Below are 16,032 nucleotides of genomic sequence, written 5' to 3' on the forward strand. Positions count from 1 at the left end.
CGATAGGTATTTACATCCGCGCACTCCTATTTGCCTTAAAATGATAATCTGCTGCGTACAGCTACTTTTCATGCAGCCACCATTCTAGTTATTCTGCTCGCTCTATTGGTTCCTTTACTCCCTCAGTCTCACTTGCCGATACTGAAGTCTTCGCCTTCGTTGTAATTTTCCCCAACAAATAAACCAGCAAATTTTGATTGTGCTGAGAAATTCGGTTTAGTGCAGAACCCAGAAAATCATCCCGTATTCGTAATCCACGCTCTACTTCTTCTCTCCCTTGATCCGAAATGACAATCCATACAATTCTACGGTCTTTTACGTCTCTGAAACGGGTGACCAGTCGATTCCGTTCCATCCGATCCAGCAGCATCGTAACCGCGGCTGGTGTGGTGGCGAGATATGGGATTAGTTGAGACGGTTTCATACGGCCGTATTCGTTCAAAACCTCCAGCACCGTAAGTTGAGCTTCGGTTAGTGATGGAGCCAGTTGCTGCTCCATATGAACCTTATAATCCTTAGCCATTCTGGACCAGATTTTCGCAAATTCGGTCGTTTGCATTTTGCCTCACTCCTTTAAATAACAGGGTCAGTAAAAGCATCAAAGTTACCGTATGGGCCACCGTCCGGATTGTATTTCATCACATTAAATTTTCGCCATTCAGCCCTGGTTTCCTGCCGTTTTTGGAGCATCAAATGAAAAGGGGAAGGAAGTCTCACCTCGGTTTTGAAGGCTGGTCAGGGTTCGACAGCATGACGGCAAAAAGGTCCTCATTCGTGCCGGAATGGCACGAGAGGACCTCTCTTTTTCGAGCTAATAAGCGCTTGACTTTCCTATTATTCTATGGACTGAGAAGCTTGCGGCTCACTACGCAACAGCACATTCACAATTTCGTCCTTCTTCTCCACTGGAGCCAGCAGCTTGCCTGTATCCTTTCGGTCGGTCAAAGGAGCCTTTTCCGAAAGGAAGGACATCGTTTGTCCTTCTGCTGTGATTGCAAATAATTGAACAGCTTCACGGCAATAGAAGGCAGCCACGATTCGAGTTCCATTCGAACGTACTCGTTTGCCTTCCTTGAACTCAAAGGTAGTGATACCTTTGCCGCCTCTTCCCTGTGTAGGATAATCCAGCAGAAGCGTACGCTTACCATAACCAGACTCGGTCAGCACCAACACTTCTCCTTCATCCTCTTCTACCCATAACGCCGCGATAATTTCATCGCCTTCCGCTAGCTGTATACCTTTGACACCAGCCGAGACGCGACCCATCGCATTAACCTCTTGCTCCTTGAAGCGTATACTCATACCCGCGCGGGTAATCAGCATAATATCCCGGGTACCCTCGCTTAACGTTACCGATAATACCTCATCGTCCCCTGCTACTTTGCAGGCGGCTACGGCACTAGAACGTTTTGTAGCATATTCTTTTAATTCTGTACGCTTTACTTGGCCCTTCTTTGTTACAAATACTAGGCTTTTTCCTATTTCCTCGATGTTTTTGAGCGGGATAACACTTACGATACGATCTTCCTTCGATAACGGAATAACGTTGACAATGGGTGTGCCCGGCTCTTTCCACTTATACTCTGGCACCTGATGAACAGGTAATAAAAAGTATTGTCCGCGCTGGGTGAAGACGAGCAATATGTCCAGCGTATTCACATCAAGCAATTGGGTAACGTAATCCCCTTCTTTAACACCGGAACTTGAACGTTCCCCGCCTGAACGAGTGAATGACAACATACTTGTACGTTTCACATAGCCATCTTTTGAGAGTGTCAGTAACACATCCTCTGCTCCCACCATGACTTCCAGGTTCACCTTAATCTCTTCTACCTCGCCCTGGATATCTGAACGACGGTCAATGCCGTACTTTTCACGAATTTCCAAAAGTTCCTTGCGAATCAGGCTGATCAGCTTGCGATCACTTTCCAGAATAGAACGATATTGCGCGATTTTTTTCTGGATGTCACCCAGTTCTTTTTCAAGAGTGGTGATTTCCAGATTGGTGAGACGGTACAACTGCAAGGTCAAAATAGAATCTGCCTGCCGTTCGCTAAAACCAAACATCCATTGCAAATTATTTTGCGCGTCCTGGCGATTTTTGGAAGCTTTAATGGCTGCGATGACCTCATCCAGAATGTTCAGTGCTTTGACCAAACCTTCCAGCACATGGGCACGATCCTCTGCCTTTTCCAGTTCATACTGGATACGGTGAGTGACAACTTCGCGTTGATGGGCGATATACGCTTCCAATATAGATTTCAGCCCAAGCTGATGTGGCGCCTTGTTCACAATGGCTACCATGTTGAAGTTATATGCCACCTGTAGGTCGGTTTTTTTCAGCAAATAAGCTAAAATCCCTTCCGCATCGGCTTCCTTCTTCAGCTCCACAACAATGCGCAAACCATTTCGTCCACTTTCGTCACGAACCTCGGCAATCCCTTCCACCTTTTTCTCCAGACGGATATTTTCCATGGCGGTTACGAGCCTTGATTTGACGATCTGGTATGGGATTTCGGTAATGACCAGCTGCTGCTTGCCTCCGCGCAAGGACTGAATTTCCGTTTTGGAACGAATATAAATGCGTCCTTTTCCCGTGCGGTAAGCGTCCTTGATGCCTTCGCCACCCATAATGAGTCCGCCCGTCGGGAAATCAGGACCTTTGATAAAGGTCATAATCTCTTCCAGCTCAATCTCCGGCTTTTCCATCACCGCAATGCTGGCATCAATAACTTCGCGTAAACTATGTGTAGGGATCTCTGTCGCAAATCCTGCCGAGATACCACTGGAACCGTTCACCAACAAATTTGGATAACGAGACGGCAACACAACAGGCTCTTTGGCCGAGTTATCAAAATTGTCCTTGAACAAAACCGTACGCTTTTCAATATCGCGCAGCATTTCCATTGCGATCGGAGACAAGCGAGCCTCCGTATAACGCATAGCTGCCGCCGGATCATCATCCTGGGAGCCCCAGTTACCGTGACCATCCACCAGCACGTGACTCATTTTCCAAGGCTGCGCCATCCGTACCATGCCGTCGTAAATCGACGAGTCACCGTGGGGGTGGTAATTACCCATAACGTCCCCAACGGTTTTGGCTGATTTACGATATGCTTTATCCGGCGTATTGCCCGAATCGTACATTGCATACAGAATACGACGTTGTACGGGTTTTAATCCGTCCCGTACGTCGGGTATCGCCCGATCCTGAATAATATATTTGGAATATCGGCCAAAGCGGTCACCGACCACTTCCTCCAGAAAAGCTGGCAAAAACTGCTCCGATAAGCTCATGTATACACCTCTTTTGATAGCACTACTCTACGTATTCCGTGAAATCTACGTTTTCCACGATCCAGCGCTTGCGCGGATCCACCTTATCACCCATCAAAGTGGACACCCTGCGTTCAGCCTTGGCTGCATCCTCTATCTGAACGCGTAACAAGGTGCGTGAATCGGGATTCATCGTTGTTTCCCATAACTGATCAGGGTTCATTTCCCCAAGTCCTTTATAGCGCTGAAGCTCAAAATTTCGTCCAAATTCTTTTAAATAATTATCAAGTTGCTCGTCAGTCCAAGCATAACGCACCGTTTCGAGCTTACCCGACTTTCGAGTTATTTTATACAATGGCGGTTGAGCAATAAATATGCGTCCTGCATCAATAAGCTCTTTCATGTACCGATAAAAGAACGTCAACAACAGCACTTGAATGTGCGCACCATCTGTATCTGCATCGGTCATAATGATGATTTTGGAATAATTGCTGTCTTCCAGCGAAAACTCTGTTCCTACCCCCGCACCAATAGCTGCTGTAATAGCACGGTACTCATCATTCTTCATAATATCCGCCAGTTTGGATTTTTCCGGATTCATCGGCTTGCCCTTTAGCGGCAATATGGCCTGAATTTTGGAATCCCGTCCCTGCTTGGCTGATCCTCCAGCCGAATCGCCTTCCACAATAAACAACTCATTACGTGTAAAATCCTTGGACTGCGCAGGCGACAGTTTACCATTCAAATTGGAACTTTCACTGCGCTTTTTACCGGAACGCATCTCATCTCGAGCTTTACGTGCAGCTTCACGCGCTCTGGATGCTTGAACTGCCTTCTTGATCAAAGTTTGTGCTATCTGCGGATTTTCTTCCAAAAAACGCTGCATCTGCTCAGATACGATGGCATCCACTGTACTCCGTGCCGAAGCGCTACCCAGCTGATCCTTTGTCTGGCCGACAAATTCAACTTCAGCCATTTTGACACTGATTACAGCCATCATGCCCTCACGTAGATCGTTGCCCTCCAAGTTTTTATCCTTTTCTTTCAACATCACCGTTTTGCGCGCATAGTCGTTCATGACACGAGTGTAGGCGGTTTTGAATCCCGTTTCATGCGTACCTCCGCCACGTGTCGGAATGGAGTTAACGAACGAAGCAATCGTCTCTGTATAACCCGCATTGTACTGGATGGCAATCTCTACTTCAATGTCTTCTTTCTCGGCATTAAAGTGAATAACGTCATGCAGCACATCCTTGCCCTCATTCAGAAAAGCAACAAACTGACTCGCGCCACCCTCATAAAAATACTCATCTGACTTTCCGCTGCGTTCGTCTTTAAGTTGAATACGAAGGCCCGAATTTAGAAAAGCAATTTCCTGAAGGCGCTCAGCCAACGTATCGTAGTTAAAATGAATGCCTGCCTGAAAAACACGAATATCCGGTTTAAATGTAATTTTCGAGCCCGTCTTGTTAGTATTGCCCAGCACTTCAAGGCCTGTGGTCGGTTCTCCGACATGCTCCACGCCCTTCTTGTCCTGCCAATATTCAAACCGCTGACGGTGAATCTTGCCGTCCCGGTAAATTTCTACTTCAAGCCATTCCGAAAGAGCGTTCGTTACAGACGCACCTACACCGTGCAGACCCCCGGACTTTTTATATCCCGAACCGCCAAACTTACCTCCGGCGTGCAAAATGGTGAATACAACCTGAGGCGTAGGAATTCCCGTTTTGTGCATTCCTGTAGGAATACCGCGCCCGTTGTCTGATACTGTAACGGAACCGTCCTTATGCATTGTAATATCAATGCGAGAGCAAAACTTGGCGAGATGTTCATCCACCGCGTTGTCTACAATTTCCCATACCAAATGATGCAGTCCCGAAGAACTGGTGCTCCCGATGTACATGCCCGGCCGTTTGCGAACTGCCACAAGCCCTTCGAGCACTTGAATGTCGTCCGCGCCATATTCTGAAGCTCCGCTTTGTGTGCCGGATACTCCCGCAGACAAGTCGATTTTGTCGACCATTCATGCTCCCCCTTTGTCTAATCGTAACCGTGTTTTGCCTTATTCTTGATGATTTTCACCAAAAATGCAAACAGATGTTTTCTTTTACCTTGTCCATTTTAATTCAATATATCCCGTTTCGTAAAGACGGCGAATGAAACAATCAATGCCGCAGCCCCCCAAATGCACAGTACAGCTAAAGAAAAGGGTAAGGTCATTCCCTCAATCGGGGCGGGGCTTCCAGATAAATAATCGGTTAATTCGAGGTTAACCATAAATAAATATTTAGCACTCTGCCAAGATGAAGCCATGTTTGTCAAAATAGTGCCCGAAATAAGCGCAGCCATCATGACCACGATACTTGCCGCCGTACTTCGTACCAGGACAGATACCATAAAGGCTAACGAAGCTACCACAAGACTGACAAACCAGATCAATCCGGCTTGCAGCATCAGATAATGCCATTGTGGAATCGCATGTACAGCAGACAAATCCACCGTCGATCCAACAATTTGAAATCCGGTAAATACCGGAACATTAAAACCGCGAAAACCAAAAAACAAGCCTGATATGAGATAGCTAATTATAAATACAGCCAAAATGATGAGCGAGACGAACATATACAATGTCAACAGCTTGCTCAGCAGTATTTTCCACCGCCTGACTGGGCGAGTCAGCAACATTTTTATCGTGCCTGTCGTCCGTTCTCCAGAAACCAAGTCGGAGGCAATGGCCATAATCAACAGCGGAACGAACAGATTTATGGAATTATCCATAAACTCTCTGGTAAAGGTGACGCCACTCGGCTCATTAGGATTCACGTCATTTTCCAGATAATATTGCATTTGCTGCACAAAAACCCGACGATAGGTCTTCCATTCCTCGGGAACCCGGTCACTGCCCAGCGAGTTCTGGTTATCGGTAATGGCCTGACGTAGTTCGAGCCGCCAATCATTGCCGAATTTTTCGCGATTGTTTTCTGCCACTTTCATCTGAGCGTACGTAAAAATCGGCACAAGCACAAGTAAAACAAGTAAAATGACATAAAATCGTTTCTTCTTGATAATTTTGAGCGTTTCATTTTGTACGAGCGGTAAAATGTTATTCAAGTATCTCACCTTCCGTCATTTTCAGGAATAGCTGCTCCAGTGTAGGATTGATTTTGGTTACACCTTTAACGGAAATACCGGAAGCCGTCATTTGTGTCACCAGCTCCGCAATATGCTCTTCATCCATTTCTGTAAAAATTGCATCGGCTCCGCTGCCTGCAACAATGCTGTCATCAATTAATTCATCGGCATTCGTAATCATTTGCACATGCGGAGAATTTTGCAATATGGCAAGACCCTGATCACGAGGCTCCAGTTGCCACACGGCCATGTGCGAATGCGTCTCAACCAGTTCCCGTACACCACCTACAGCTAGCACCTTTCCCCGACTTATAATTGCCACCCGATCACATAGCAGCTGGATTTCGCTGAGCAAATGGCTGGAAACAAATACAGCCATGCCTTCTGCCGCTAGCAAACGGATAAAAGCTCTCATTTCCTTGATCCCCTTGGGGTCTAACCCGTTCGTCGGTTCATCCAAAATGAGTAATTTCGGTCTACCTAGCAAGGCTTGGGCTATACCAAGGCGCTGGCGCATTCCGAGAGAATACGTACTTACTTTATCATGGATACGGCGATCGAGCCGAACCAGCTCAACGACTTCGCGGATACGCTGCTCGTCTACACCAGGCTGCATACGGGCAAAATGCTCTAAATTCTCCCACCCTGTCAGGTAGCTGTACACCTCTGGATTTTCCACAATAGAACCAATATGCCGTAAAGCCTGCTCAGGGTCACGATTTACATTATGACCACAGACGGTAATCGTCCCTTCCGTAGGCTTAATTAAATCGACCAGCATACGAATAGTCGTCGTTTTTCCAGCCCCATTAGGACCAAGAAATCCGAAAATTTCACCCGCACGAACGTCGAATGTGACATCATGAATGATCATTTTGCGTTTGATACGTTTCTTAACGTGCTGAACAGAGAGAACTGTTTCGGTATTGCTTCTGTCTCTGCCTCCGCTGCCAACCTGATTGGCGGAATGGAAACTGGACAATGCATCCCTTGATGTCGAATTTTCGGTACTTCCAGCCCCGGTCTTGTCAGCAGATTGGATGCTCATTGCTTGTTTCCTCCCTTTTTCACTTCAGCGGGTTGGCTACTTGTAGACTGTTGTTCATTATCCACTTTATCGGCATCCTTCGTGTTTGCAACTGCAAACCCTTGCGCGATACGTTCAGCGATTGCCTGATAGCCCTGTCCGTTTGGATGAAAATGATCGGATGATAAATAGACGGGCAAATTTTGCTGGAATAAATCGAAAGTTGGAACCAGAGTCATATTGCTGTTTTGGTTGGTAATTGCCATGGCAGCCAGATTCCATTCTGTTACTACAAGATTACCGGGAATTTTCATTTCCTGCAGATCACTGAATGGATTATATAATCCGACATAGATAATTTTAGCATTCGGATTGATTTTCCCGACCTTTGTCAGCACTTTTTGCAGACGTTTGGCGGCATCAGGCACAGCTTTACGCAAACCACTGAGTGTAGGCGGCTCTTTGCCGGTTTGGGCAGCCTGAGCCCCCTGAAATAAATCATTTCCGCCAATCGAGACAATAATGACGTTAGCCTTTTTCAACACATAAGAAACACCAGGCTCATCCAGCTTGGTCAATAGTCCTTGAGTCGTCAGTCCATTAATCCCCAGATTATTTATGAGCTGAGCCTTATGGCCTTCCTGATTATTTAACAAGCTCACCGACCGACGCACAAAACCACTTCCGGAGTCATCTCCCGTGCCTTTGGCTAGCGAATCTCCAATGGCAGCTACCCGAAACTCTCCCGTCTGATTAGTAGCGGATGGCACAGTTTGTGTCTGCGATGAACCAGAATGTACAGGTTGAGTGCTAACCATTGGCTCTGGAGCCGTGATACTTTGTACTGCTGTAAAAAATCCGTACAATAATAGCAATGTGGCGGCAATGGAAACGGAACCGACAGACCGCCAAATCCATTTTGATGAATTCACTCGTGTTCCCTCCTGATAGCTTAGTGAAATAAACATAAAGCTTCTCATATCATTTTGCAAATAAACCGTTCGGATTAAAAGCGCAATACATGCTTAGTGTCACATATAATTTCCCATGAACATGCAAAAAAAGGATGGCAAATGACCATCCTTATATTATACTTTCTTGTGCGAACGGTTTATCCTCTCATCTCTAATCAGACGAATCAAACTATTTGCTATCAGGGATAAAACTTTTGATCCATTGTCCAAAACTGCCCGGATTTCGACTTTGAATCAGTACCGTTCCTTCACCGCGAAAGCGGCATACAAGTGCTTCTCCACTCGTTACGCTGGACAACCAGCCTTTAGATGCTTTTTCAATTTTATAATCCATATAATCCGGCCATGCCACCAGATGAGCATTATCAATAATACGCTCCTCTCCTGGCGCAATATAAATGGGATGAATGGCTCCATAAGAGGACAGGAATACCGTACCTCGACCACTGATTTCTACGATAAAAAAACCTTCACCGGAGAATAAACCTTTCATCAGGTTTTGCATTTTGGTGCTAACCTCAATCCCTTCTGTGCAAGCCAGAAAACCGTCCTTTTGGACGAATAGCCTATACGTGCCATCCAGTTCCACCGCTTGTACATCACCTATACTAGCAGGGGCTAACAACACCTCAGCCGGTCCCCGGGCTGCCCTCAGTTCTTGAAAAAAGAATTTTTCTCCGCTCAGCATTCTGCCTAAGCCACGTAACAGTCCACCGTCTACCGTCCCCTTTATATCTACACTGGAAGACATGGAAACCATCGCTCCCATTTCTGCTTTAATCATTTCCCCGGGTTTCAACTGCACCTTGAGCATAGCAAAGGCACCTTCATGCACGATTTCGTAGCTCATTTGTTCACCTGGCTTTCCATAAGTAGTCTGATATCTATTCAACTTGCTGCTATCATACTATAAATACGTCCCTTATGTCTTTTCTGGTATAAAGCAGTGGTTATGCCACTGGAGGATGAAGAGACACCAAAAGACCCGCTGAACGTGTCAGCGGGTCTCTAGATTAACGTCACGTCACTATCTTTTCGTAGCAGCGATATAACGTTGGGAACATATTTACTATCAACTTAGTTACGTGTGAACTCTTGTACCCAATACCCATTGTAGTAAGCCACACCGATTTGTGTAAACTCTGCCTTCAAAATATTCTCACGATGTCCCTGACTGTTCATCCAGGCTTTCATCACTTCTTGTGGTGTTTGTTGTCCCATAGCAATGTTCTCACCCGCATACGTATAAGTTACACCGAATTTTTTCATCATATCAAATGGTGAACCATAGGTCGGAGATGTATGGGAAAAGTAATTGTTCGTACTCATATCCTTCGCCTTGACTAAGGCTACTTCTGTAAGCTTCGCATTCGATGCGAGGGGCTTGAGACCTTTTTGGCTGCGCTCGTTATTTACAAGCTTTACAACCTCAGCTGCAAATTGGGACTTGCTGAGTTGTGCATTCGTACCTGCAGACTGACCCGCGCCTGAGTTTGTGTTTTGTTTTTGAGTCTGTTGCTTGGTACCAGACTGCGAAGCCTTTTGGCCACCCTGTTTGGTTGTTGTTTGTTTGCCGGATGAAGGATTTGCTGTTTTGTTTTTAGCCTTGTCCTTTTCAGAAACATCCTTAATTACGGTCTTTGTTATCGTAGTCGTCCCGTTGGACATATTGACGGTATATCCGTTATTTTGAAACCATTGTTGTAGTTGGGCAGTCAAATCGTCAGCTGGTGAAGCTGATGCCGGAACGATGAATCCTGCGGATAAAATGGCGCTAAGACTTCCCATCACCAGTGTTTTTTTCAACATATTCTTCATTTCGTCATCTCCTTGTTGTATAAATGCCTTGGTGTGAACGCTTCTGGTTACAACTTTGTAATCTTTACTCTAGCAGTATATCATGTTTTATAGCAGGATCAATGGTATAAAAGTTGGAAAAAAAATAGCCCCGCTCGGAATTGACCCATGCGGAACTAAGTTAAAAGTAGTGAGGCTTTAAGTATTAGATTGTCTTGTTATAGGCTGATTATCTAAGCTTTTTGCTGAAACGGTAGCCTTGCTTTTCAAAGCCGATTCGGTTGTAGAAAGCTCGGGCCTCTACTTGTTTGATGCGGTTATTCGCTCCGGTAATGAATAAATGATAGCATCCTTGCGCACGTCCCCACTCCTCACCACAAGCCACCAGGCGCTTGCCAATGCCCTCGCCGCGATACTCCCCGCTCACGACCAGCATGGTGATTTGTACGGCAGGATCAGGATAAGCCAAGCTTTGAGCCGTATGCATGCCGATTACTCCGACAACACGACCATCCATTTCTGCAACCATCATATTCGCTTGACTGTCCTCCCGCGCTGTTCCCATAACTTCTTTCATTACACCACAAGTCATCGGGTATCCGACTTCTCTTAGTAGTCCAGTTACGGCTTCGCAATCGCCAAGCTCTACGGAACGAATTGTCAGTACTGGAATCATCACATTGTTAGACATGATTTACCTCCACTTTCAGCATATTAGCAGCTTCTTTGGCCGTCTTCCGTGCTGTTTCCACATCTTCTGCAGCGCTAAGCGCTACAGCCATCCGGCGTCCCGGCTTGGTTTCAGGCTTCCCGAACACTCGCACCTGTGTCCGGGGTAGCAATAATGCATCATGCAGACCGCTTATTACAAAATCCCGCGTAGTCACTTCTGCCTTCAAAGTAGCTGAAGCTCCTGGTGTAAGCAGCGTGACGGATGGCACCGGGAATCCGAGAATGGCCCGCACGTGAAGCGCAAATTCCGACAAATCCTGCGTAATCATGGTCACCATTCCTGTATCATGCGGACGAGGGGATACTTCACTGAATATGACGCCATCAGCTGTTAAAAATAGCTCTACGCCAAACAATCCGTAACCACCCAGTTCATCCGTTATCCTACGGGCAATGTCTTCCGCTTCCGAAAGCTGCTTGTCCGTCATACCATGAGGCTGCCAGGATTCGACATAATCCCCATCTTTCTGAATGTGGCCAATCGGTGGGCAAAAAGTCGTACCCAAAACCGATCTGACGGTCAATAAGGTAATTTCGCTCTCAAACGGGACAAAAGCTTCAACAATGACACGTGTTGTTTTGGCACGCGCGCCTTCCAGCGCCGTATTCCAGCAGGATTCTGCATCTTCGATTGCCCGGCATACAGACTGCCCTTTACCCGACGAACTCATCAAGGGCTTGACCACGCATGGCGTGCCCAGCTCATGAACCGCCGACCGCAACTGCTCAAAGTTATCTGCAAAACGATAGGCAGCAGTCGGAAGCTCTAATTTCTCGGCAGCCAGCCTGCGGATACCTTCCCGGTCCATCGTAAGACGGGCGGCACGGGCCGTTGGTACTACGTGAAATCCTTCTTGCTCTAATTCTTCCAAAGCACCCGTAGCAATAGCTTCGATTTCAGGTACAATTATGTCGGGCTTTTCCTTACGAATTAGTGCCTTCAACGCCTCAGCATCCTGCATATCCAGACAGTGAGAGCGATGGGCCACCTGCATTGCTGGAGCCAGTTCATAGCGATCTACAGCAATACATTCCACGCCAAGCCGCTGAGCTTCAATAATGACTTCTTTTCCCAATTCGCCGCTACCCAGCAGCAGCATCTTCTTAGCCTTGGCAGAAAAAGGAGCACCCCACATCTTGAACTCTTCCCCCTCTGACGAAATTGCTCTGATCTCTTTTCATCTTTATTTTCAGGGTTTAGCTCCAAGAATGCAATAGTGCTCGGCATTAAAATTTACAAAAAACGCGATTTTTTGATCTTTTTTTTACAAAAATCTGAACTGTGCTTCCACCAGCCCCCGATATATTCCATGTTTTTTCATCAATTGTTCATGATTACCACTTTCTTGGATTTCCCCATGATCCAGTACAACGATATGATCAGCATTACGGATGGTGGACAAACGGTGAGCGACCATAAAAGAAGTTCTGCCTTCTAGTAAAACCTGAAGAGCCTCCTGAATTTTCAACTCCGTTTCTGTATCAATACTAGCTGTGGCCTCATCTAGGATAAGAATTCGCGGATTAGCCAGCAAGGCACGAGCAAAGGATAAGAGCTGTCGCTGGCCCATGGACAGCATTCCCCCCCGCTCCTCTACCTCTGTTTCATAGCCAGCTGGCAAGTGAACAATGAATTCATGAGCATTGACCGCCTTCGCAGCCGCTTCAATTTCCTCATCCGTTGCATCCAAACGACCAAATCGAATATTATCACGGATCGTCCCCGAAAAAATAAATGTATCCTGAAGTACGATGCTAATCTGGCTTCGCAAGCTCTCCACCGTGACATCACGCACATCATGACCGTCAATCGTAAGCCGCCCTGACGTAATGTCATAAAAACGGCTTAGCAGATTAATAATTGTACTTTTACCTGATCCGGTATGACCCACAAGCGCTATAGATTGACCCGCCTCGACAGAAAGATTAATACCTTTAAGCGCCTGACGTCCCTTTTCATACTCAAAAATGACCTTTTCAAATTGGATGTCTCCCCGAATGGGCGGCAAGGCTATTGCTCCCGGTTTGTTTGCAATATTCGGCTGTTCATCCATAAACTCAAAAATTCGTTCTGACGAAGCCATCGCAACCAGTAACTGATTATACATTTGGCCCAGCCGATTAATCGGCTCCCAAAAGTTCCCAACATAGTTGGCAAACGCAACCAGTAGTCCCACCGTAAGTTGGTCTGTCTGAATTAAATGCGCTCCAAACCAGAACAGCACAAGCGTACCAAATCCTCCGGTAATATCAATAAGTGGGCCAAAGACCTGATTCATGGCAGAAGCCTTATCCCACGACTTTTTGCTAGAGCTGTTCATGTCGTCGAAATAAGCCATGTTTTCCTGCTCCTGCGTATATGCTTGTGTCACACGAATCCCCTGAATAGACTCATTCAAATGAGAGTTGATACGCGAGTTCTTCATACGCACTTCTTGCCAAGCGCGGCGGATGCGTACGCGCAGCTTGGTCGAGATCAAAAACATGATCGGAACAGTGACAATTACCGCTAAACCGAGCTTCCAGTTAATAAGCAGCAAAATGACAATAATTCCGATAAGCTGTACGCAGTCAATCAGGACATTCACTGCACCGTTCGTAAATAGATCCTGTAGCGAGTTAATGTCATTCGTCACGCGCACTAATACAGAACCTGCCGGTCTCTTATCAAAAAAGTTAAAAGATAGCTTTTGAATATGCTTGAACAAATCTTCACGCAAATCGTAAATAACCCGTTGACCGATAATATTGGTGAATTTAATGCGGTACGTGCTGGCTGCCCATTGAATTAAATATAACAAGAGCACGGCACCCGTGATGAGCAACAGCAACTTTACGCTGGGCAGTGCAGGCCATGCGGGAGCAATTGCTTTATCAATGGCCAGACTGATCAAATAAGGAACGGTCAGCTTGGTAATGGTGCCGAGAATCATCATGACCAGAAGGATCGGCAAAATCTGACGGGCATAAGGCTTCATGTATGCCAACAAACGTTTGAATTCTGACCAGTTAAACGGTTTGTCAATGACATCATCATCTTGATAGACAAAGCGCTCATTCGTTGGTTTTTTTAACGGTTTGACTTTTTCTGCGGGTATATTCATGGTCTCACCTGCCCTTCGGATACACCGTCTGGAGCCTGAGCTATGTAATCGGCGTATTGAATATGATACACATCCTGATATGGACCTGGAGTAGCAATGAGCTGTTCATGTGTTCCACGCTGAACAATTCGTCCTTCCTCAAGCACCACAATTTCATTAGCATGACGAAGCGAAGAGATTCGATGAGCGATTATGAATGTTGTTCGACCACGCATAACCTCTTGAAAACCGGTCTGTATTTCATGCTCTGTTTCCATATCGACCGCACTGGTAGCATCATCCAGAACCAGAATCTTCGGATTTTTGAGTAGTGCGCGCGCGATGGCGATCCGTTGTTTCTGTCCTCCGGACAGTCCCAATCCACGTTCTCCGACGACAGTGTCATAACCCAGCGGTAGTTCAGTTATGAATTCATGCGCCTGAGCCAGTTTGGAAACGCGTATGATGTCATCCATACTGACATGACTTAAACCATATGAAATATTGTTGCGTATAGAGGACGAAAACAAAAACGTCTCCTGAAACACGGAAGAAATTTGAGCACGCAAATCGCGAATCTTTAAGTGACGTATATCCTTGCCATCCAACTTGATACTTCCTGCATTCACATTATAAGCGCGCATGAGTAATTGAATAATGGTAGACTTCCCTGACCCCGTTCCTCCTAAAATTCCAATGACTGATCCTGGCGGTGCGTCTAAATTGATGTCAACAACAGCAGGAAGCTTATTTCCGTAAGCAAAGGTAACATGTTCAAACGTAACATGTCCTTCCACCTGATCAGCATTGAGTGTAAGTGCTCCAGCTTCATCGGTTACATCTATGGACTGATTTAGCAGTTCCAAGACCCTTTCACCAGAAGCTTTGGACTGCGTATAGTTATTGATATGAAAGCCAATGCTCCAGATGGGGCCGATAATATACCAAATTAAGCTAAAGAAAGCGACGAGCTGCCCCAAGGTCATTGACTTCTGAATAACCAGATACCCCCCCATGCCCAACAGAAGGACCACACTGACAGAAGCAATCAGTTCCATAGCGGGGAAAAACCGACTCCATAAGGAAGCAGCCTGAATTTGATTACTCTTGTATTGTTCATTACGTACTGAAAATTTCTCAACTTCATAGGATTCGCGGGCAAAAGATTTGACGGTTCGCACACCTGTTATATTTTCTTGAACCGCTGTCGTCAAGGCGCTAAGGGCAATCCGCATTTCCTGAAAGGTGGGATGAATCCGGGATTCAAACTTGAATGTGACGAAGAGCAGCAATGGCATGCTGATCATCGTAATGAGGGTGAGCTGCCAGTTAATATACAGCATCATCATAGAGCCGAATACGACCATCAGTAGCACATTGAGGAGTTGGGCAAAACCAAACCCAATAAAGTTACGAATTGCCTCCAAATCACCAGTCAGTCGGGACATGAGATCACCCGTTTTGGCAGTGTCATAATATCTGAAGGACAGAAATTGCAGCTTTTCGTAACAAGCATTGCGGAGTCGGTACGCCAGATAGTTACCTAGCCGTCCACCAAAAAAACCATGTAAAAATTGCATGAACCCTTTGATGATGACTACTCCCAGCACAGTCAGAGCCAGCGCCGGGACTTTCCCGAAGTCACCTGGAATGATAGCGTTATCAATGAGCCTTTGGAGCAGGTTCGGATACACCAGTCCCAGAGCCGTAGCTATCGCAAGGCATAAAATAGAAAGAAACAGATAGTGTCTCCTCTCGCGAAAAAAAACTTGCAGTTGCCTGAGCACTTCCATGTCAATGTCCCTCCATTAGTTGCACGACGTTGTTATATGGCTTAGTGAAGTTTACCATTCGCGTTCCAAGGCGGCAAAGAGGATAACGAGCCGTATTCAGGCAGGTTATCAATTGGTGGGTGATTAGACAAATTAAATCGCTTTCTTATTATTGAATATGGCTATTTACTCAGTATTGCTTTCTTTTTGGAGCATGCATAAAACACCGGGTTGTCCCA

Annotated in this window: 12 protein-coding genes; all 12 read right to left on the minus strand. The window is 46.1% G+C overall.

Annotated elements, in window-relative coordinates:
* Positions 1-88 precede the first annotated feature (88 nt).
* Complete coding sequence (locus NLX78_RS04680) at positions 89-559, minus strand: MarR family winged helix-turn-helix transcriptional regulator (RefSeq protein WP_061831576.1); 471 nt, start codon at positions 557-559, stop codon at positions 89-91.
* Between the two features lie 275 nt (positions 560-834).
* Positions 835-3,297 (minus strand): DNA gyrase subunit A, encoded by a 2,463-nt coding sequence (gene gyrA, locus NLX78_RS04685; protein ID WP_013310616.1) that lies wholly within the window; start codon positions 3,295-3,297, stop codon positions 835-837.
* 22 nt (positions 3,298-3,319) lie between these two features.
* Positions 3,320-5,299 (minus strand): DNA topoisomerase IV subunit B, encoded by a 1,980-nt coding sequence (gene parE / locus NLX78_RS04690; RefSeq protein WP_028540692.1) that lies wholly within the window; start codon positions 5,297-5,299, stop codon positions 3,320-3,322.
* A 98-nt stretch (positions 5,300-5,397) separates the two neighbouring features.
* On the minus strand, positions 5,398-6,387 hold the full coding sequence (locus tag NLX78_RS04695) for an ABC transporter permease (RefSeq protein WP_235309635.1): 990 nt from the start codon (positions 6,385-6,387) through the stop codon (positions 5,398-5,400).
* A complete protein-coding gene (locus NLX78_RS04700) occupies positions 6,380-7,456 on the minus strand; it encodes an ABC transporter ATP-binding protein (RefSeq protein WP_061831573.1) in 1,077 nt (358 codons plus the stop codon). The genes NLX78_RS04695 and NLX78_RS04700 overlap by 8 nt, the downstream gene beginning before the upstream one ends.
* Positions 7,453-8,403 carry a GDSL-type esterase/lipase family protein gene (locus NLX78_RS04705; protein WP_061831572.1) on the minus strand — a complete coding sequence of 317 codons (951 nt, stop codon included), beginning with the start codon at positions 8,401-8,403 and terminating at the stop codon, positions 7,453-7,455. Before NLX78_RS04705 ends, NLX78_RS04700 begins: the two co-directional genes overlap by 4 nt.
* Positions 8,404-8,578: 175 nt before the next feature.
* Entirely contained in the window at positions 8,579-9,259 is a 681-nt protein-coding gene (locus tag NLX78_RS04710; protein ID WP_061831571.1) for a TIGR00266 family protein, read from the minus strand.
* 227 nt (positions 9,260-9,486) lie between these two features.
* The gene (locus NLX78_RS04715; RefSeq protein WP_069289777.1) at positions 9,487-10,227 is read right to left on the minus strand and encodes a CAP domain-containing protein; all 741 of its coding nucleotides are present in this window, start codon (positions 10,225-10,227) and stop codon (positions 9,487-9,489) included.
* A gap of 208 nt (positions 10,228-10,435) precedes the next feature.
* Positions 10,436-10,897 carry a GNAT family N-acetyltransferase gene (locus tag NLX78_RS04720; RefSeq protein WP_061831569.1) on the minus strand — a complete coding sequence of 154 codons (462 nt, stop codon included), beginning with the start codon at positions 10,895-10,897 and terminating at the stop codon, positions 10,436-10,438.
* Positions 10,890-12,074 (minus strand): formate-dependent phosphoribosylglycinamide formyltransferase, encoded by a 1,185-nt coding sequence (gene purT / locus NLX78_RS04725; protein ID WP_254325443.1) that lies wholly within the window; start codon positions 12,072-12,074, stop codon positions 10,890-10,892. Before purT ends, NLX78_RS04720 begins: the two co-directional genes overlap by 8 nt.
* Before the next feature lie 129 nt (positions 12,075-12,203).
* On the minus strand, positions 12,204-14,042 hold the full coding sequence (locus NLX78_RS04730; RefSeq protein WP_061831567.1) for an ABC transporter ATP-binding protein: 1,839 nt from the start codon (positions 14,040-14,042) through the stop codon (positions 12,204-12,206).
* Entirely contained in the window at positions 14,039-15,814 is a 1,776-nt protein-coding gene (locus tag NLX78_RS04735) for an ABC transporter ATP-binding protein (RefSeq protein WP_061831566.1), read from the minus strand. The genes NLX78_RS04730 and NLX78_RS04735 overlap by 4 nt, the downstream gene beginning before the upstream one ends.
* Positions 15,815-16,032 lie beyond the last annotated feature (218 nt).

It is taken from the genome of Paenibacillus sp. Lou8.1, from assembly GCF_024213565.1.
Lineage (GTDB): Bacteria > Bacillota > Bacilli > Paenibacillales > Paenibacillaceae > Paenibacillus > Paenibacillus polymyxa_B.